The 17,006-nt window shown below is 57.2% G+C and carries 16 protein-coding genes, 3 tRNA genes, 1 pseudogene and 1 riboswitch; of the genes and pseudogenes, 17 read left to right on the forward strand and 3 right to left on the reverse strand.

Features of this window, described 5'->3' with window-relative positions; translation table 11 throughout:
* Positions 1 to 68: 68 nt before the first annotated feature.
* The 8 genes from uvrY to NMD14_07485 all read left to right on the forward strand — a co-directional run bounded on the left by uvrY (position 69) and on the right by NMD14_07485 (position 6,855).
* On the forward strand, positions 69 to 713 hold the full coding sequence (gene uvrY, locus NMD14_07450) for a UvrY/SirA/GacA family response regulator transcription factor (protein XEI34226.1): 645 nt from the start codon (positions 69 to 71) through the stop codon (positions 711 to 713).
* A 111-nt stretch (positions 714 to 824) separates the two neighbouring features.
* Positions 825 to 2,678, forward strand: coding sequence for an excinuclease ABC subunit UvrC (gene uvrC, locus NMD14_07455; protein XEI34227.1), 1,854 nt, complete (start codon positions 825 to 827; stop codon positions 2,676 to 2,678).
* Positions 2,679 to 2,876: 198 nt separating this feature from the next.
* Complete coding sequence (gene pgsA, locus NMD14_07460) at positions 2,877 to 3,431, forward strand: CDP-diacylglycerol--glycerol-3-phosphate 3-phosphatidyltransferase (protein XEI34228.1); 555 nt, start codon at positions 2,877 to 2,879, stop codon at positions 3,429 to 3,431.
* Positions 3,432 to 3,612: 181 nt separating this feature from the next.
* Positions 3,613 to 3,688: transfer RNA gene (locus NMD14_07465), tRNA-Gly, on the forward strand.
* Positions 3,689 to 3,723: 35 nt separating this feature from the next.
* A tRNA-Cys gene (locus tag NMD14_07470) sits at positions 3,724 to 3,797 on the forward strand.
* A gap of 41 nt (positions 3,798 to 3,838) precedes the next feature.
* A tRNA-Leu gene (locus NMD14_07475) sits at positions 3,839 to 3,925 on the forward strand.
* A 416-nt stretch (positions 3,926 to 4,341) separates the two neighbouring features.
* A riboswitch (Lysine riboswitch) is annotated at positions 4,342 to 4,513 on the forward strand.
* An 88-nt stretch (positions 4,514 to 4,601) separates the two neighbouring features.
* Positions 4,602 to 6,182: a Na+/H+ antiporter NhaC family protein gene (locus tag NMD14_07480; GenBank protein XEI34229.1), complete on the forward strand. Its 1,581-nt coding sequence runs from the start codon at positions 4,602 to 4,604 to the stop codon at positions 6,180 to 6,182.
* 91 nt (positions 6,183 to 6,273) lie between these two features.
* Positions 6,274 to 6,855: a thymidine kinase gene (locus tag NMD14_07485; GenBank protein XEI34230.1), complete on the forward strand. Its 582-nt coding sequence runs from the start codon at positions 6,274 to 6,276 to the stop codon at positions 6,853 to 6,855.
* A gap of 58 nt (positions 6,856 to 6,913) precedes the next feature.
* Here NMD14_07485 and NMD14_07490 read toward each other — a convergent pair.
* Positions 6,914 to 7,060 (reverse strand): annotated as a pseudogene (locus tag NMD14_07490) (IS4 family transposase).
* 149 nt (positions 7,061 to 7,209) lie between these two features.
* Here NMD14_07490 and nfsA point away from each other — a divergent pair.
* The 3 genes from nfsA to NMD14_07505 all read left to right on the forward strand — a co-directional run bounded on the left by nfsA (position 7,210) and on the right by NMD14_07505 (position 9,439).
* Positions 7,210 to 7,935, forward strand: a complete 726-nt coding sequence (gene nfsA / locus NMD14_07495; GenBank protein ID XEI34231.1) for an oxygen-insensitive NADPH nitroreductase — start codon at positions 7,210 to 7,212, stop codon at positions 7,933 to 7,935.
* A 191-nt stretch (positions 7,936 to 8,126) separates the two neighbouring features.
* Positions 8,127 to 8,891 carry a DNA repair protein gene (locus NMD14_07500; GenBank protein XEI34232.1) on the forward strand — a complete coding sequence of 255 codons (765 nt, stop codon included), beginning with the start codon at positions 8,127 to 8,129 and terminating at the stop codon, positions 8,889 to 8,891.
* Complete coding sequence (locus tag NMD14_07505; GenBank protein ID XEI34233.1) at positions 8,885 to 9,439, forward strand: VOC family protein; 555 nt, start codon at positions 8,885 to 8,887, stop codon at positions 9,437 to 9,439. Before NMD14_07500 ends, NMD14_07505 begins: the two co-directional genes overlap by 7 nt.
* Before the next feature lie 145 nt (positions 9,440 to 9,584).
* Here the strand turns inward: NMD14_07505 and NMD14_07510 are convergent, their stop codons facing one another.
* Positions 9,585 to 10,808: an MFS transporter gene (locus NMD14_07510; GenBank protein ID XEI34234.1), complete on the reverse strand. Its 1,224-nt coding sequence runs from the start codon at positions 10,806 to 10,808 to the stop codon at positions 9,585 to 9,587.
* Between the two features lie 95 nt (positions 10,809 to 10,903).
* On the opposite strand from NMD14_07510, the gene NMD14_07515 reads away from it, so the two are divergent.
* Entirely contained in the window at positions 10,904 to 11,779 is an 876-nt protein-coding gene (locus NMD14_07515; protein ID XEI34235.1) for a LysR substrate-binding domain-containing protein, read from the forward strand.
* A 63-nt stretch (positions 11,780 to 11,842) separates the two neighbouring features.
* A complete protein-coding gene (locus tag NMD14_07520; GenBank protein XEI34236.1) occupies positions 11,843 to 12,799 on the forward strand; it encodes a LysR substrate-binding domain-containing protein in 957 nt (318 codons plus the stop codon).
* A gap of 81 nt (positions 12,800 to 12,880) precedes the next feature.
* Here NMD14_07520 and ribA read toward each other — a convergent pair whose 3' ends face one another.
* On the reverse strand, positions 12,881 to 13,474 hold the full coding sequence (gene ribA, locus NMD14_07525) for a GTP cyclohydrolase II (protein XEI34237.1): 594 nt from the start codon (positions 13,472 to 13,474) through the stop codon (positions 12,881 to 12,883).
* A gap of 248 nt (positions 13,475 to 13,722) precedes the next feature.
* Here ribA and cmk point away from each other — a divergent pair, with 248 nt between their 5' ends.
* From cmk to NMD14_07545, 4 genes are all read left to right on the forward strand, one after another.
* Positions 13,723 to 14,415 carry a (d)CMP kinase gene (gene cmk / locus NMD14_07530; GenBank protein ID XEI34238.1) on the forward strand — a complete coding sequence of 231 codons (693 nt, stop codon included), beginning with the start codon at positions 13,723 to 13,725 and terminating at the stop codon, positions 14,413 to 14,415.
* A 94-nt stretch (positions 14,416 to 14,509) separates the two neighbouring features.
* Positions 14,510 to 16,180 (forward strand): 30S ribosomal protein S1, encoded by a 1,671-nt coding sequence (gene rpsA / locus NMD14_07535; GenBank protein XEI34239.1) that lies wholly within the window; start codon positions 14,510 to 14,512, stop codon positions 16,178 to 16,180.
* A gap of 93 nt (positions 16,181 to 16,273) precedes the next feature.
* The gene (gene ihfB, locus NMD14_07540; GenBank protein ID XEI34724.1) at positions 16,274 to 16,558 is read left to right on the forward strand and encodes an integration host factor subunit beta; all 285 of its coding nucleotides are present in this window, start codon (positions 16,274 to 16,276) and stop codon (positions 16,556 to 16,558) included.
* Between the two features lie 158 nt (positions 16,559 to 16,716).
* Positions 16,717 to 17,001 (forward strand): lipopolysaccharide assembly protein LapA domain-containing protein, encoded by a 285-nt coding sequence (locus tag NMD14_07545; GenBank protein XEI34240.1) that lies wholly within the window; start codon positions 16,717 to 16,719, stop codon positions 16,999 to 17,001.
* Positions 17,002 to 17,006: the final 5 nt, after the last annotated feature.

Here is a 17,006-nt window from a genome sequence, read left to right on the forward strand (position 1 = left end):
GTTATGATGCAAGACGCCCAGTTAACCCTAACCGGGCGGCTAAAACGAGATAACAACGGGGTGTTTGGGTGATAAATGTATTCCTGGTCGATGATCATGAACTGGTGCGTACAGGGATAAGACGCATTCTTGAAGATGTGCGCGGGATCAAGGTGGTGGGCGAGGCACAGAGCGGCGAGACCGCAGTCACTTTCTGTCGCCAACACCATCCGGACGTGATCCTGATGGACATGAACATGCCGGGTATTGGTGGTCTGGAAGCGACCCGTAAAATTCTGCGGATCCGCCCCGATGTGCGCATCATAGTGCTGACCATTCATTCAGAAAATCCGTTCCCCACCAAGGTGATGCAGGCGGGCGCAGCCGGTTACCTGACCAAGGGCGCAGCCCCTGACGAGATGATACAGGCGATCCGGCTGGTGCACTCCGGTCAGCGCTACATCTCCCCGGAGATTGCCCAGCAGATGGCCCTCAGCCAGTTTGCCTCCGCTGACGAGAACCCCTTCAAGTCCCTCTCCGAGCGCGAGCTGCAGATCATGATGATGATTACCAAGGGGCAGAAGGTGACCGATATCTCTGAGCAGCTCAACCTGAGCCCGAAGACGGTCAACAGCTACCGCTATCGTTTGTTCAGCAAGCTGGACATCAGCGGTGACGTGGAACTGACCCATCTGGCCATTCGCTATGGCATGCTGGATGCCGATACCCTGTAATCGGGTGGCGTGTAGTCACAAAGGCGGCGAGTGCCGCCTTTTTGCTTGTCATCGTGCGGGGGCAGTATGCTCTGCCCGTCAATTTTTGCCTTTGTGTAAGCCGAGTAGCTGATGCCCCTCTCTCCCGAACCTATCTTCGACAGCAAGGCGTTTCTGGGCGCCGTTACCCATCAGAGCGGCGTCTACCGCATGTATGACAGCGGTGGTACCGTGATCTATGTCGGCAAGGCCAAGGATCTGAAAAAGCGGCTCGCTTCCTACTTTCGCACCAACGTCGACAGCATCAAGACCCGCACCCTGGTGCGCCAGATCGCCGATATCCAGGTCACCGTCACCCACACCGAGACCGAGGCGCTGATCCTCGAGCACAACCTGATCAAGCAGTACCAGCCCCGTTACAACGTGCTGCTGCGGGACGACAAATCCTACCCCTGGATCATCATCACCGCGCACCAGCATCCGCGTATCGGCGTCCATCGCGGCGCCCGCAAGATCAAAGGGGAGTACTTCGGCCCATACCCTTCCGGCGGTGCGGTGCGTGAGAGCTTGCATCTGATGCAGAAGATCTTTCCGGTGCGCCAGTGCGAGGATGCGGTCTATGCCAACCGCACCCGTCCCTGCCTGCTCTATCAGCTCAAGCGTTGCGCCGGCCCTTGCGTACCTGGGTTGGTTAGCGAGGCTGAATATGCCCAGCAGGTGGAGCTGGCCAAGCTGTTTCTGGCGGGCAAGAACCAGCAGGTGATTGGCGAGTTAGTGGGCAAGATGGAGTCCGCCAGCGGCGATCTGCGTTTTGAAGAGGCCGCCCGCTATCGGGATCAGATCCTGGCGCTGCGCCGGGTCACCGAACAGCAGTCGGTGAGCGGCAACGTGCTGGACGAGCTCGACGTGGTGGGGGTCGCCTTCGAGCAAGGCGCTGCCTGCATCCACGTGCTCTTTATTCGCCAGGGCAAGGTGCTCGGCTCGCGCAGCTACTTCCCGAAAGTGCCTGCCGACACCCAACTCGACGAGGTGGTGCAATCCTTCCTGCTGCAGTTCTATCTGTCGGGGCAGGGGGGACGGCAGATCCCGAGCGAGGTGCTGCTCGATGTGGCGCTTGAAGACGAGAACGTCATCGCCGAGACTCTGAGCCAGACCGCGGGCTACAAGGTGCGGGTGGTGAGCCGTACCCGCGCCGAGCGGGCCCGCTTTATCAAGCTCGCCTCCATCAACGCCGAGACGGCGCTGCGATCTCGGCTTGCTCACAAGAGCACCATCACCGCTCGCTACGACCAGCTGGAAGAGTTGCTGGAGCTGGAGCGCCCCATCGCCCGTATGGAGTGTTTCGATATTTCCCACACCATGGGGGAGCGCACCGTGGCCTCCTGCGTGGTGTTCAACCGGGAGGGGCCGCTCTCATCGGAATATCGCCGCTTCAATATCGATGGTATCACCGGCGGCGATGACTACGCGGCGATGGAACAGGCGCTGGAGCGCCGCTTTGGCAAACAGCAGGAGCCGGACAAGGTGCCGGACGTGCTGTTTATCGATGGCGGCCTCGGCCAGCTGCGCCGGGCCGAAGAGATCCTGGCGCGCCAGCTGGAGTTCCTCGGCGGCAAATATCCGCTGCTGGTGGGGATTGCCAAGGGGGTCACCCGCAAGGCGGGGCTGGAGACCCTGATCATGGGGGAGAGCCACGAAGAGCTGCATTTGCCGGCAGATATGCCCGCTTTGCACCTGATTCAGCATATTCGCGATGAATCCCACCGTTTTGCCATTACCGGCCACCGGGCACGGCGAGCCAAGGCCCGCACCAGCAGCAGTCTGGAGGATATCCCGGGGGTGGGTCCGAAACGGCGGCAGGCGCTGCTCAAATATCTGGGGGGCCTGCAGGAGGTCAAAAAGGCGAGCGTGGATGAACTGGCCAAGGTGCCCGGCATCAGTCAGGAGCTGGCCCAGACCATCCACGATGGCTTGCACAGCGCCTGAGCAGGGTTAGCGGCATGGCAACATCGCTAACTCCTTGATGCACAAGAGCCGTGACGCGGGGGGGCCGTAAATGCCATAATGACCCCGCATTTTGAGAAGATTAATGGATTAAAAAGACCAAGACGGGCGCCAGTGCGGTTGCATCGCAAATCGGCTTTGGCGCACTATGTAGCGACGTACAAGAAGTGGCTGAAAATAATGACAAACATACCTAACCTGTTGACGTTTTTCCGGATTTTGCTCATTCCCGTCTTCGTCATCCTGTTCTATCTGCCTTATCAATGGTCCTATCTGGCTGCCGCCATCATCTTTATTCTGGCCGCAGCCACCGACTGGTTTGATGGCTATCTGGCCCGCAAACTCAATCAGTCCACCGCCTTTGGCGCCTTCCTTGACCCCGTTGCCGACAAGATCATGGTTGCCGCCGCACTGGTGGTCATCGTCGAACACTACAACACCATCTGGGTGACCATCCCCGCCATGACCATGATTGGCCGCGAGATCATCATCTCCGCCCTGCGCGAATGGATGGCCGAGCTGGGCAAACGCTCCTCGGTGGCGGTCAGCTGGATTGGCAAGTGGAAGACCATGATCCAGATGGTGTCGCTCACCGGCCTTATCTGGCAATACAATGTCTGGATGGTGTGGCTCGCCTATGTGATGCTCTATGTCGCCACAGTGCTCACCTTCTGGTCGATGTTCCAGTACATGAAGGCCGCCTGGGGCGATCTGACCCACCACGCCAACCTGTGAGTCACCCAAGCCGCAAGGTGAGGTTTGTGCTGATTTGAGGCAGGAAACGGCTAAAGGTGCTAAAAATGTTCAAAATGGGCAAAAAATGCCCGAACGATCAGGTAATTAAATATTTCTGATTGACTGGGCGAGGAACATCGCTAGAATGCGTCCTCGTAGTCAGGCAGCCAGCCAGACCAGTGCGGGAATAGCTCAGTTGGTAGAGCACGACCTTGCCAAGGTCGGGGTCGCGAGTTCGAGTCTCGTTTCCCGCTCCAAATTCAGACAATAGAGAGCCAACTCTCTTTTGCATGGCGCGTTAGCAAAGCGGTTATGCAGCGGATTGCAAATCCGTTTAGTCCGGTTCGACTCCGGAACGTGCCTCCATATTGACAAGCCCGCCACGCGAGCTTGATACCGATTGCGGTGCCCGAGTGGTGAAATCGGTAGACACAAGGGATTTAAAATCCCTCGACGTTCGCGTCGTGCCGGTTCGATTCCGGCCTCGGGCACCATTACTGAATATCGTATCACTACATATTGCAAACCCGCATGGCATAAGGCTTTGCGGGTTTTTTGTTATATTTTTTCCTGTCCAATCTAGTCACAACATCCCCCAGCTTTGGGGGTACTGGTTCTGATAGGGTAAAAAGTACCCCCACTGATACCTAACCTACGCCCTGTCCAAAAATGAGGGGATCAGTAAGGGTTAAATATCATATTCGTGGGGTTCATCAATGCCGATATTTTCTATGACCAGCGACAGGCTCAACACCTGGATGCCAATGAAGCCATGATAGGTGGAAATAGCGTAAAGATTGGAGTTATTGAATCATTTAACTACAATTATTCAGTTTTGATATGTTTATCATGACTATTTAATCAAAAAACTTGCTATAAGCTGCCACCTCGATAAAATGTGCGGCGAATACCTTTAAGTAGAGGCGCGCTGCCTATGACTACTTGTGCGGAGGGTGATGCCTGTGATGCACAAGGAAAGGAGTCAGCGCCGAAGTGGCCAGGCCATCATACCGGGCTGCTGGTTCTGCATCTAATAGGTGCAGGACTGCCATAGTCATCCACTATGGAGCGCTACCTGAAGGGGCTGAGGAGTATAACCTCCCCATAGGTTTTGTTTCTTTAGATCCTCTCGGTAGATCTCCACCTGTAATCTTTAGGTGCAAAGAGATCATGGACATTAGTCATTTCGCCGACTCCGGTTGGTCCGTACTTCCCCCTCTGTTGGCTGTCGCGCTGGCGATCATGACCCGCCGCGTACTGCTGTCCCTTGGTGTGGGCATCGTCACCGGCAGTCTGCTGCTCAATCAGTTTTCGCCTCTCCAATCCCTGCAATACATGTTGAATACCGTGCTCAAGATCTTCTGGATCGATGGCGCGCTCAACCGTGACAACGTCAACATGATCCTGTTTATGCTGCTGCTGGGTGGTCTCATCAGCCTGATGAGCGTCTCCGGGGCGACCCGTGCCTTTGCCGAGTGGGCCGAACGTCGTGCCAAGACCCGCAAGGGCGCCAAAGCGCTGACTGGCATGATGGTGTTTGCCTTCTTTATCGATGACTTCTTCCACAGCCTGTCGGTGGGGGCCATCTGCCGTCCGGTGACCGACCGCTTCCAGATCTCCCGTGCCAAGCTGGCCTATCTGCTGGACTCCACCGCGGCGCCGGTCTGCGTGCTGATGCCCATCTCCTCCTGGGGCGCCTATATCATCGCCCTGGTTGGCGGCATCCTGGCGGCCCACGGTCTGACCGAACAGAGCCCCATTGCGGCGTTTGTCGAGATGATCCCGATGAACCTTTACGCCGTCTTCACCCTGATCATGGTGCTGGTGGTGATCGGGTGTCAGCTGGATATCGGCCCGATGCGTCAACACGAAGAGTGGGCGCTGGAAGGCAAGCTGTGGGATGAGTCCAAGGGTCGCCCCATCGGTCTGGATATGGAGAGCCCGGAAGAGAGCAATGGCGGCATGATCGACATGGTGTTGCCGATCCTGACCCTGACCGCCGCCACCATCTATTTCATGATCGATTCCGGTGCTGCGGTGCTGAGCGAGAAAGGGCTGCCGTTCAGCGTGCTCGGCTCGTTCGAAAACACCAACGTTGGCTCTTCGCTGGTTTACGGTGCCCTGTGCAGTCTGGTGGTCTCCATCGGTCTGGCGATGCGCTTGAAGCTGGGTGCCAAGAACTGGATCAAGGCCGCGCCGCAAGGTGTCATGGCCATGCTGCCGGCCATCAACATCCTGCTGTTCGCCTGGACCATCGGTGCTGTGGTGCGCGATGTGGAGACCGGCAAGTACCTGGCTTCGCTGGCTAACGGCAACCTACCGATCGAAGTGCTGCCCGCCGTGGTCTTTATCCTCTCCTGTGCCATGGCATTTGCCACCGGCACCAGCTGGGGCACCTTCGGCATCATGCTGCCGCTGGCCGGTGACATGGCTGCCGCCAGTGACATCAGCCTGATGCTGCCGATGCTGGCCGCGGTACTGGCTGGCTCGGTGTTCGGGGATCACAGCTCGCCCATCTCCAGCACCAGCATCCTCTCTGCCACCGGTGCCGGTTGCCATCACATCGATCACGTGATGACCCAGCTGCCCTATGCGCTGGCCATCGCCTTCGGTGCAGCCATAGGTTATCTGGCGATGGGGGTGATGCACTCCAGCCTGGCCGGTTTCAGCGTCAGCGCCCTCTGGTTCGTGCTCTTTACCGGCTATCACCTGAAAAAGGCCAAAGCGCGGCCAGCGCTGGCCACCGCGTAACATTTATAGAGCAAGGGGCCCGCGGGCCCCTTGGTTTTGTCAGGGGCTTTGGTTAGCATGCGCCCCATAAATTCAGTATCGGAACAGTATCATGGCTTCACTGCACTACAAATTTGCCACCATGAATTCAGGCAAATCCACCCAGCTCATTCAGGCGCACTTCAACTATCTGGAGCGGGGCATGCATCCTCTGGCGATGACGCCAGCCATCGATGACCGTTTCGGGGTAGGGGTGATAAGTGCCCGGGTTGGCCTTGAACTGAAGGTGGACGTGTTCAGCGACAGCTGTGATCTGTTTGAAATGGTGAAAGAGCGCCATGCGAAGAAACATATCGATGTCTTCATCGTGGACGAGGCCCAGTTCCTGACCCGTGAGCAGGTCTACCAGCTGGCCCGTATTGTCGATGAGCAGGATATTCCGGTGATGGCCTATGGCCTCAAGACCGATTTTCGCGGCGAGCTGTTCCCCGGCTCCTACCATCTGCTCTGTCTGGCCGACAAGTTTGAAGAGCTGAAGAGCATCTGCTGGTGCGGCAACAAGGCCCACATGAACTCCCGGGTCAACGAAGCGGGTCAGGTGATGCGCGATGGCGAACAGGTGGAGATCGGTGGCAACGATCGCTATGTGTCACTGTGCCGCAAACACTATCTGGAAGGTCGCGCCTACAAGTAATCCGGCTGCGATATTTGAATCGTCGAGAAGAACGCCAATCTGGCGTAATGCCAGTCAGTTAAGCCTGACTGGCATTGTTTTTATTGGCTTTTATCACACTGTACTTCTGTGGCCTTGGCTTCACGTCGCGTGGTTAACGTCGCTCCCGTCGCTCCCTTAGTGCCGGCAGCACAAACTGCCCCGCCTCTTTTTCCAGCTTCATCACCATTTATAAGTATAAAAAGCCAAATAAATCAATATGTTGTTGATTTTCGGACATCAGGAGAGGCGGTCAATAGGTCCTTAACTGATCGGCATAGAGCCTTGGGCTCCCTCATTTTTTTCGCTATGGTATCACCTCATTTTGGAGGTGCCATGAATCAGACTATCGATCTTATCCTTTCCCATCGCTCCATTCGTCAGTTCACTGCCGAGCCGATCGCCCCGCAGCAGCTGGATGCCATTCTCGCCGCCGCCCAGTCAGCCTCGACCTCGAGCTTCTTGCAGGTGACCAGCATTGTGCGAGTCAGCGAACCCGAGGCGCGTCAGCAGCTGGCCATGCTGGCGGGCAATCAACCCTATGTGGTGCAGGCGGCCGAGTTTTTGGTGTTCTGCGCCGATTACCATCGCCACAGCCAGATCGTGCCCGAGGCCCAGACCGGTTATGCGGAGCAACTGCTGATCGGTGCCATCGATGGCGCCCTGATGGCGCAAAATGCCCTGCTGGCGGCGCAGTCGCTGGGGTTGGGTGGGGTCTATATCGGCGGCATTCGCAACCATCCGGTCGAGGTGAGTGAACTGCTGGGTTTGCCCCATCAGGTGATCCCGCTGTTTGGCCTCTGCCTTGGTCATCCTGCCCAGCTGCCGGAGCAGAAACCCCGTCTACCCAGGGGATTGGTGGTGCATCAGGAGCGCTACCAGCACGAGCTGGATCGTGACCTGCTGGCCCAGTACGATCAGCAGATCGCGGACTACTATCAGGCCCGCAGCAGCAACAACAAACAGCAGACCTGGAGTGGCCAGATCCGCGCCATTCTGGGTAAGGAGTCCCGTCCTTTCATGTTGGGGTTCTTGCAGTCACGGGGCTTTAACCTCAAGTAATGACACTGATGGGCGATACAATGGGGAGATGGCCACCATGGTCATCATCCACTGATCCTGCAATCTCTCCCTGAGACCGGGGGCACAGCTTGGCGACAAATCGTGGGCAAGGGGGGATCTGCAGGCTACCTTAAGTGGGTAAGCTGTTGTAGGATCACGTAATTAGATAGGAACAGGGGTTTGGATATCCTATGATTTTAACTTTGATATTGCTGTCTATCGGCGCACTCCTGTTTTTGGTTATCGCCTATAACGTGGTGCAGCAATATAAGCAGAAGGCGGAGGCGGACAAGCGTCACGCCGTTGCCAGACACAAGACGGTGGCCGACGAGACCGAACAGGTGTTGCTGAACGTCAATCTGGTGCCTTTCTCCAAGAATATGGTGCTGCTGTTGCAGCACCGGATCCTCGATGCCTATCGCGCCATCGCCCAGGTGATGCCCAACAACCAAATTAAGCAGCGCATCGCCGATGTGCAGACCCAGATCAAGAATGTGCAGGAGAACTACAGCGTTCAGGATGAGGGGCATTTCAAGACCCCGGAGTCCGACCGTCAAGCGATCCAGATGCTGCAGCTGGTCAAGAAGATGCGGGCGGTGCTGCGAGTCGAGCACAACAAGGGCAAGATTGACCCCCAAGGGTTCGCCCAGGAAGAGCGCCGCCTCGAGTTGATGCAGCTCAAGATCAACATCTCCAATCTGGTCAAGCGGGCGATGGATGCCCGCATTCAGGGCCAATATGGTACTTGCCGCCAGCTCTATACCAAGGGGCTGTCGGCAATGGCGAGCGTGGCCGACAAGGATCCCTATCTGCTGGCCCGTGAAGAGGATATGCGTCAGGGGCTCAAGGAGCTTGAGGAGCAGCAGCAGCAGAACAGCGCGCAGGATCTGCAGAACATCAGGGACAAGGAAGCCGACGAGCTCGATATCCTGTTTCAACCCAAGAAGAAATGGTAGGCATGTCTCATCCACTCGATTCCACACTGGGGCCAATGGCCCCATTTGTTTCTCAGCTGTTGGCCGAATTGGCCGCCACTGGCATCAATATTCCCCAGCCAACGGTCGATCACCTCTGTTATCGGGCGGACACCTTGCAGGAGTATCGCGCGCTATGTGCTGTGCTGGCTGAGGCGGGCACCTTGCTGGTGGAGGGGATGATCGGCGGTCGTCCTATCGCCACTTATCAGTTGCATCAGCCGCTGCTGGTCGGTGAGGTGCAGGTGCCCTGTATCGAACTGGCGGCGCCGAAACCGGGTCGTGTCCATCAGGCGGGACTGGAGCATATCGAGCTGGTGATCGCCTCACTGCAGGCGCTGGTGGCCTGTTATCCCGAGCTGCCATTCAAAACTGGCAACATGCAAGATACCCGCAACCCCGATATCGGCCTGATGTTGCCCTCTGGTCAGATCAAGTTTCACCTGCGTCCGCTGGCTGAAGTTATCGCCGAAGAGGTAGCGACCGGCGCGGTGGTGGCGGTGCCTGCGGGTTTTGTCGAGCAAGATTGATTGTGCATACAATGCCGTGCGAGCCTGACTGGCTCTTGAATAACGCAGCAAAAGGGGTCACCGGTGTGACCCCTTTTGCTATCTGGCAATACTTGGCCGTGAGATGGTTATCGGGTCGTGGGTGACCCGGTTTACGCGGATCCCGTTACCCGTGCCGGTGGGGTTGCTGGGCGGGCAGTGGCGATTGGCTTCGCTGCTTGAGACGGCCGAGCCAGAGGCTCAAGCCGGCCGTCAGGATGAGGACCAGCTCAATCCCCATGACCAGCCCGCCCAGCTCGCCTTTCTCCCAGAACGGGTGCAAGTAAAGCCCACCCAGACTGGCTCCCAGATAGTAGGCCACCAGATAGAGGGAGGAGGCGAGGGCCCGGTGGTGTTCGACATGCTGACCGACCCAGGCACTGGCGCAGGCGTGTGCCAGGAAAAAACCGAAGCTGGAGACCAGCAAGCCGCTCAGGAGCCCGAGCAGACTGCCCTGTAGCAGCCACAGACTGCCGATGGCCATCAGCGCGATCCCGACCAACAGCATGCGTTGTGCCCCCCAGCGGTTGGCGAAGCGGCCGCTCAGGGAGGAGGCCACCGTCCCCGAGAGATAGGTGAGAAACAGCATGCCGAGCCACTGAGTGGGCAGGGAGAAGGGGGGCTTTGCCAGCAGGAAAGTGAGGTAGCTGAACTGGTTCAGAAACACCATAAAGTTGAGGCCGCCAATCAGATAGGCCCCTACCAGCAAGGGGTTGGTCAGGTGTTGCTGCAAGGCGCGGACAAATTGACCGCGAACGGGGGCGCTCGCCACAAAGCGGGTCTGATAGGGCAGCAGCCAGAAGACCAGCGGCAGCAGCGACAGGCTGATCACACCAATCCCCAAAAAGGTGTGCTGCCAGTCGCCAAACCAGCCCGCCAGCAGGCCACCGACCACCCGACCGGCAATGCCACCGAGGGAGTTGGCGGCAATATAGACCCCCACCGCCGAGAGCAGCGCCCGTTTGCTGAACTCTTCCCCCATGTAGGCGATGGCGGTCGCTGGCAGCCCCGCCAGCAGTGCCCCCTGCAGGATGCGCAGCAGCAGCAGGGAGTTGAACTGCTCAACCAGCGGGATCAACAACGAGAGCAGGATCGCCAGGGTGAGGGTGCTCAGCATGACTTGCCGACGGCCATGGCGATCCGCCAGTCTGGCGCAGATCAGCAGGGAGGCGGCGAGGCCTGCGGTACAGCCTGCCAGGGTCCAGCTGGCCGATAGGGAGTTGACCGAGAAGACCTCGGCAATCAGAGGTAACAGGGGGTGGGTCTGGTAGAGGTTCAGAAACACCAGAAAAGAGCCCAGGCTGAGGGCCAGGGTTGCACGTATCCACTCGCGACTTCCGACTTCAATCATTGTGTATGGTCCTGACGGCTTTTGGTCAGGGTAGAGTCCTTGCTGTTATAAATATAATATATTTAAGTTATCCATCTCATAAGATGAATTGATATATGGATCTGAAACAGCTCACCTATCTGCTGGCGGTCAGGGATGCCGGCTCATTTACCAAGGCAGCCAACAGTCTGCATGTGGCACAACCGGCCATCAGCATGGCCATCGCCAAGCTGGAGCAGCAGCTCGAGTTGCGGCTGTTTGATCGGCAGGACCGGGCGGTACGGCTTACCCCGGAGGGGGAGGTGCTCTGCCGCCATGCCGAGCGCCTGTTGCTGCAGATGCATCAGGCCGAGGCCGAGATGGCCGAGCTCAAGGGGTTGGAGCGGGGGGAGGTGCGGATCGGGATCCCCTACATGATGGGCTCCTACTATTTTCCCCCTCGTCTGATGGCCTTCAAGCACCGCTACCCCGGCCTCAAGATCCGGGTCGAGGAGGCTGGTACCCGTGAGCTGCTCAGCCGGATGGTGGATGGTTCCCTCGATCTGGCTATTCTCATCACCAGTGATCTGCCGCCCGCCATCGAGGGGGCACATCTGCTGAGCGAAGAGATGTTGATGGTGGTGGGGGAGGATCACCCACTGCGCGGCGAACCGTCGGTCACCCTCTCGCAGTTTTTCGCTCAGGAGTTAGCATTGTTCCGCCGCGGTTTCTATCACCGGGAGCATATGGAGGCGCTGGCACAGTGCCTGGGCGTCGAACCGGATATCGCCTTCGAGAGTAATCTTATCCCTCTGCTCAAGGCGGTGGTGCGGCAAGGCTTTGCGGTGACCACCTTCTTGCGAATGGTGCTGGAAGAGGAGCCCGATCTGAGCGGTGTGCCCTTCGACCCGCCCATCTACCTCGATCTCTGCGTGGCGTGGCGGCGTGGCGATCCGCTCTCCATGGCCAATCGCGCCTTGCGCGATTTCCTACTCAAGGATCGTCCGGCCTGATAGCGGCGGGCCATTGCTGAAAGTTTGTTACTATTAACGGTGGGTTCGCTTGAGGGCTACACCATGAAACTGCAGCAATTGCGCTATATCGTCGAGGTAGCCAACCACAGGCTGAATCTGTCGGTCACCGCCGAGAGCCTCTTCACCTCCCAACCCGGGATCAGTAAACAGGTGCGAATGCTGGAGGATGAGCTGGGGATCCAGATCTTCGAGCGCAGCGGCAAACACCTGACCCAGATCACCCCCATCGGTCGGGAGGTGATCAAGGTAGCCGCCGAGGTGCTGGACAAGGTCGCCACCATCAAGTTGATGGCCAAGCAGCATGTGCATCCGGAGCAGGGAACCCTCACCATTGCCGCCACTCATCTGCAGGCTCGTTATATTTTGCCCGCCATCCTCAAGGGCTTCATGGCCCGTTTCCCCAACGTGGAGGTGACTGTGGTGCAGGGGAGTACGGCGCAGTGCCGTGCGGCCGTGCATGATGGTACTGCCGATCTGTTGCTGATCGATGAGCCGGAGGAGGGGAGCGATCTGCTGATGCTCCCCTGTTTTCAATGGCAACGGGGTTTGGTGCTGCCAAAGGATCATCCCTTGGCCAACGCGACAGTATTGACCCCGGCCGAGCTGGTCGAGTTTGCGTTGGTGACCGATGGCAGGGCGCTCTCTGCAGCTCATGGCATCGATGGCGCCCATGCCGAGAGCCGGATCGCCTGCTGTGCGAGCGACAGCGATGTGCTCAAGACCTATGTCAGACAAGGGATGGGTGTCGGGGTGATGGCAACCTTTGCGTGGGAGCAACAGCGCGATGGCGATCTGGTGCTCAAGGCGGTGCCCTGGCTACCTGGAGGAGTGGCCGCTATCGGTCTGCGCAGAGGGGCATTTTTATGCGGCTATCTGTACGATCTGATTGCACGTCTCGCGCCGCAATTGACCCGGGAGCAGGTCAACCAATGCTGCGCTACTCGCACTGGCGAAGAGCTTGAAGCACTGCTGGTCAATCTGACCGTACCACAGCGATAGCCTGGGTTGATGTGCGGCCGTTACAAGAAAAACGCCTCCGAATTGGAGGCGTTTGACTATCTGGTATTCGTCAATGCAGGCTCACTTCTTCAGCATGTGATCCAGCTTGTTGGCCTTGGTTGATAGATAGAACTCGTTGTGGGGATTGCGCCCTTCCTGCAGGGGCACCCGCTCCGCCACCGGAATGCCAAAGGATTCCATCGCCTTCATCTTGCGCGGGTTGTTGGTCATCAGTTTGAGGGACTTGACCTCAAGCTGCTTGAGCATGTCGGCGCAGATGGTGTAATCGCGCATGTCAGCGGCGAAACCAAGGGCCACGTTGGCCTCAACGGTATCGGCCCCCTGATCCTGCAGGTGATAGGCACGGATCTTGTTGAGCAAACCGATGCCACGGCCCTCTTGACGCACATACAACAACACGCCACGACCGGCTTTGGCGATATTCTCCATGGCCGCCTGCAACTGGAAACCACAGTCACAACGCAGGCTGAACAGGGCATCGCCGGTCAGGCACTCTGAGTGGATCCGGCCCAGCACGGGCTCTTCACCGGTAATGTTGCCCATCACCAGTGCGGCGTGATCCTTGCCTGTGCCGGTTTCCTGAAAACCTACCAGCGTGAAGGTGCCCCAGGGGGTTGGCAATTTGGATTTGGCCACGAGGGTAACGCTGCTCATTGGTTGCTCCTTACTACTAACGGCTCAAAAAAGGGGGCCAGTTTAGCGCGCCTTGTCAGGTACGACCATAAGAACAAGTCCCTGCATTGCTTAATGAAATGTCCAAATGAGATACAAGCACCACTGCCCGCCGGGGTTTTGGCCCTTTGTGCGGATTGATGACTGCCAGGCTCACCACATTCGGGTATAATCGGCGCCCATTAATCCACCCCTTCGGGATGGGAGCAACACAGTGCAGGAGAGAAGTTATGCCTCAGATGGCCCCCGTAATGACAATTGATGGCCCCAGTGGTGCAGGTAAAGGCACCTTGTGTCAGCTGCTTGCTGAGAAGCTGGGTTGGCACTTGCTGGACTCGGGCGCCATCTATCGGGTGTTGTCCCTGGCCGCCCTGCATCACGATGTAGAGTTGGACAGTGAAGCCTCACTGGTGCCGCTGGCCGCCAATCTGGATGTGCAATTCCAGGTTGAAGGGGAGTTGGTCAAGGTGATCCTGGAAGGGGAAGATGTCTCGCGCACCATCCGCACCGAAGAGGTGGGCAATGCCGCCAGTAAAATCGCTGCCTTCCCCCGCGTGCGCGAAGCCTTGCTGCGTCGTCAGCGGGCATTTCGTCAGGCCCCGGGTCTGATTGCAGACGGTCGTGACATGGGCACAGTGGTATTCCCTGAGGCCGAGGTGAAGATTTTCCTCGACGCCAGCGCCGAAGAACGGGCTCAGCGTCGCTATAAGCAGTTGCAAGATAAGGGCTTTGATGTTAGTTTTGAGCGTCTTTTAACCGAGATCCGGGAACGTGACGATCGCGATAGAAATCGCGCTACCGCGCCCCTGAAACCGGCTGAAGATGCTCTGGTGGTAGACTCTACCGCCATGACCATAGATGAAGTGCTGGCGACAGTGCTCGCCTATGCAGAGCAACAACTTGGTGATGTCAGCGCAAGCTGACATCCGGTCGTCTGCACCAAGGATGGCGCAGATTATTTAAAACAGCCCCGCTTGTGCCGGATTGCAAGTGGATGTTTCATTTGTGACATAAACAATGATCGAATCTTTTGCTCAACTCTTTGAAGAGTCCCTGAACGCCGTTGAAACCCGCCAGGGTTCCATCGTCAAGGGTACTGTCGTTGCTATCGAGAACGGTTTCGTACTGGTTGACGCCGGTCTGAAATCTGAGTCCGCTATCCCGGCTGAAGAATTCAAGAACGCCATGGGCGAGCTGGAAATCAACGTAGGCGACTCCGTTGACGTGGCTCTGGACTCTATCGAAGATGGTTTCGGCGAAACCAAGCTGTCCCGCGAAAAAGCCAAGCGCCACGAAGCCTGGCTGCAGCTTGAGAAGGCATACGAAGAGCAAGCTACCGTTATCGGTATCATCAACGGCAAGGTCAAGGGTGGTTTCACCGTTGAACTGAACGGCATCCGTGCCTTCCTGCCGGGTTCTCTGGTTGACGTGCGTCCGATCCGTGACACCGCTCACCTGGAAAACAAAGAACTCGAGTTCAAAGTCATCAAGCTGGACCAGAAGCGCAACAACGTTGTTGTTTCCCGTCGTGCCGTGATCGAGACCGAGAACACCTCCGAGCGCGAAAGCCTGCTGGCTAACCTGCAAGAAGGTCAAGAAGTTAAGGGTATCGTCAAGAACCTGACCGACTACGGTGCATTCGTAGATCTGGGCGGTGTTGACGGCCTGCTGCACATCACCGACATGGCGTGGAAGCGCGTTAAGCATCCTTCCGAAATCGTCAACGTTGGCGACGAGATTGCTGTCAAGGTTCTGAAGTTCGACCGCGAGCGTACCCGTGTATCCCTGGGTCTGAAGCAGCTGGGCGAAGATCCCTGGGTTGCTATCGCCAAGCGTTACCCGGAGACCACCCGTCTGTCTGGCCGCGTGACCAACCTGACCGACTATGGCTGCTTCGTTGAAATCGAAGAAGGCGTTGAAGGCCTGGTACACGTATCCGAGATGGATTGGACCAACAAGAACATCCACCCGTCCAAAGTTGTTAACGTTGGCGACGTGGTTGACGTGATGGTTCTGGACATCGACGAAGAGCGTCGTCGTATCTCCCTGGGTCTGAAGCAGTGCAAATCCAACCCGTGGCAGCTGTTTGCCGAAACTCACGCCAAAGGCGACCGTGTTTCCGGCAAGATCAAGTCCATCACTGACTTCGGTATCTTCATCGGTCTGGATGGCGGCATCGACGGCCTGGTTCACCTGTCTGACATCTCCTGGAACAACCAGGGCGAAGAAGCCGTGCGTGAATTCAAGAAAGGCGACGAGATCGAAGCCGTTGTTCTGCAAGTGGATCCGGAGCGTGAGCGCATCTCCCTGGGTGTCAAGCAGATCGAAGAAGACCCGTTCAACAAGTACCTGGCTGACAACAAGAAAGGTGCTATCGTGAAGGGTAAGGTTACCGAGGTTGATGCCAAAGGTGCCGTTATCGAACTGGCTGACGGCGTAGAAGGCTACCTGCGTGCCTCCGATGCTGCTCGTGACCGTGTAGAAGACGCCACTCTGGTGCTGTCTGTTGGTGACGAAGTAGAAGCTAAATTCATGGGCGTTGATCGTAAGAACCGCACCGTAAGCCTGTCTGTCCGTGCTAAGGACGAGGCTGATGAGCGTGTTGCTATCGATAGCCTGAACCAACAAGAAGAAGTTGTGTTCAGCAATGCTATGATGGAAGCGTTCAAAGCCGCCAAGGGTGAGTAATCCTTGATGCAAGAAAAGGGCGGCATTGCGCCGCCCTTTTTTATCCTGGCAAAAATGACTATTGCATGTGATCGGGGAAGGAGATTTAACGTTATGACCAAATCAGATCTCATCGAACAACTGGCATCCAGCCGCATGCATATGCCGGCCAAGGATGTCGAAGCCGCCATCAAGGAGATCCTTGAGCAGATGGCATCGACCTTGCAAAACGGCGACCGGATTGAAATCCGCGGATTTGGCAGTTTTTCACTGCACTATCGTGCGCCCAGAGTGGGCCGCAACCCCAAGACTGGGGACAAGGTTGAACTGACCGGGAAATATGTCCCTCACTTCAAACCTGGTAAAGAGTTGCGCGAGCGCGTCAACATCGCTGAATAATGCAGAAATGGGCATACCTCGGGTATGCCTTTTTTGTTTGTGGCACTGATTCCTGTGCCAATCGTCTTGTTTCTTAAACTCTTTTCCCATTCACTCTAGAGTCTGCCTGTGATTTTAAGGATAATCAGCCTCTCATTAGATACTGACAGGGAGCTCATATGAAGCGTATTTTGGCCCTCATTCCGCTGGTGCTGGTGTTTGTTCTGACCTTGGCGCTGGGCTCACAAAATGGCCAGCTGGTTCAGTTCAATTACCTGATCGCTCAGGGTGAGTTCTCACTCGCGATGTTGTTGGGTTTCTTCTTCGCTGGTGGTTTTTTGCTGGGCTGGCTGGTCTTCGGCCTGCTGTTCCTGCGCCTGAAAATGCAAAACCGCACCCTCAACCGCACCATGCGTCGTCAATCTCGCGAGTTGGAGCTGGCCCGGTCACCGGGTAAGGAATAATGTTC

Origin of the sequence: Aeromonas veronii (genome assembly GCA_041319085.1) — a bacterium.
GTDB classification, from domain to species: Bacteria; Pseudomonadota; Gammaproteobacteria; order Enterobacterales; family Aeromonadaceae; genus Aeromonas; species Aeromonas veronii_F.

Coding starts and splice junctions, on each gene's coding strand:
- ihfB (XEI34724.1), top strand. CDS start 16,274: ATGACCAAATCAGATCTCATCGAACAACTGGCATCCAGCCGCATGCAT.
- uvrC (XEI34227.1), top strand. CDS start 825: ATGCCCCTCTCTCCCGAACCTATCTTCGACAGCAAGGCGTTTCTGGGC.
- NMD14_07505 (XEI34233.1), top strand. CDS start 8,885: ATGGTAGGCATGTCTCATCCACTCGATTCCACACTGGGGCCAATGGCC.
- NMD14_07515 (XEI34235.1), top strand. CDS start 10,904: ATGGATCTGAAACAGCTCACCTATCTGCTGGCGGTCAGGGATGCCGGC.
- NMD14_07545 (XEI34240.1), top strand. CDS start 16,717: ATGAAGCGTATTTTGGCCCTCATTCCGCTGGTGCTGGTGTTTGTTCTG.
- pgsA (XEI34228.1), top strand. CDS start 2,877: ATGACAAACATACCTAACCTGTTGACGTTTTTCCGGATTTTGCTCATT.
- rpsA (XEI34239.1), top strand. CDS start 14,510: ATGATCGAATCTTTTGCTCAACTCTTTGAAGAGTCCCTGAACGCCGTT.
- NMD14_07480 (XEI34229.1), top strand. CDS start 4,602: ATGGACATTAGTCATTTCGCCGACTCCGGTTGGTCCGTACTTCCCCCT.
- NMD14_07510 (XEI34234.1), bottom strand. CDS start 10,808: ATGATTGAAGTCGGAAGTCGCGAGTGGATACGTGCAACCCTGGCCCTC.
- NMD14_07485 (XEI34230.1), top strand. CDS start 6,274: ATGGCTTCACTGCACTACAAATTTGCCACCATGAATTCAGGCAAATCC.
- NMD14_07520 (XEI34236.1), top strand. CDS start 11,843: ATGAAACTGCAGCAATTGCGCTATATCGTCGAGGTAGCCAACCACAGG.
- NMD14_07500 (XEI34232.1), top strand. CDS start 8,127: ATGATTTTAACTTTGATATTGCTGTCTATCGGCGCACTCCTGTTTTTG.
- ribA (XEI34237.1), bottom strand. CDS start 13,474: ATGAGCAGCGTTACCCTCGTGGCCAAATCCAAATTGCCAACCCCCTGG.
- cmk (XEI34238.1), top strand. CDS start 13,723: ATGCCTCAGATGGCCCCCGTAATGACAATTGATGGCCCCAGTGGTGCA.
- nfsA (XEI34231.1), top strand. CDS start 7,210: ATGAATCAGACTATCGATCTTATCCTTTCCCATCGCTCCATTCGTCAG.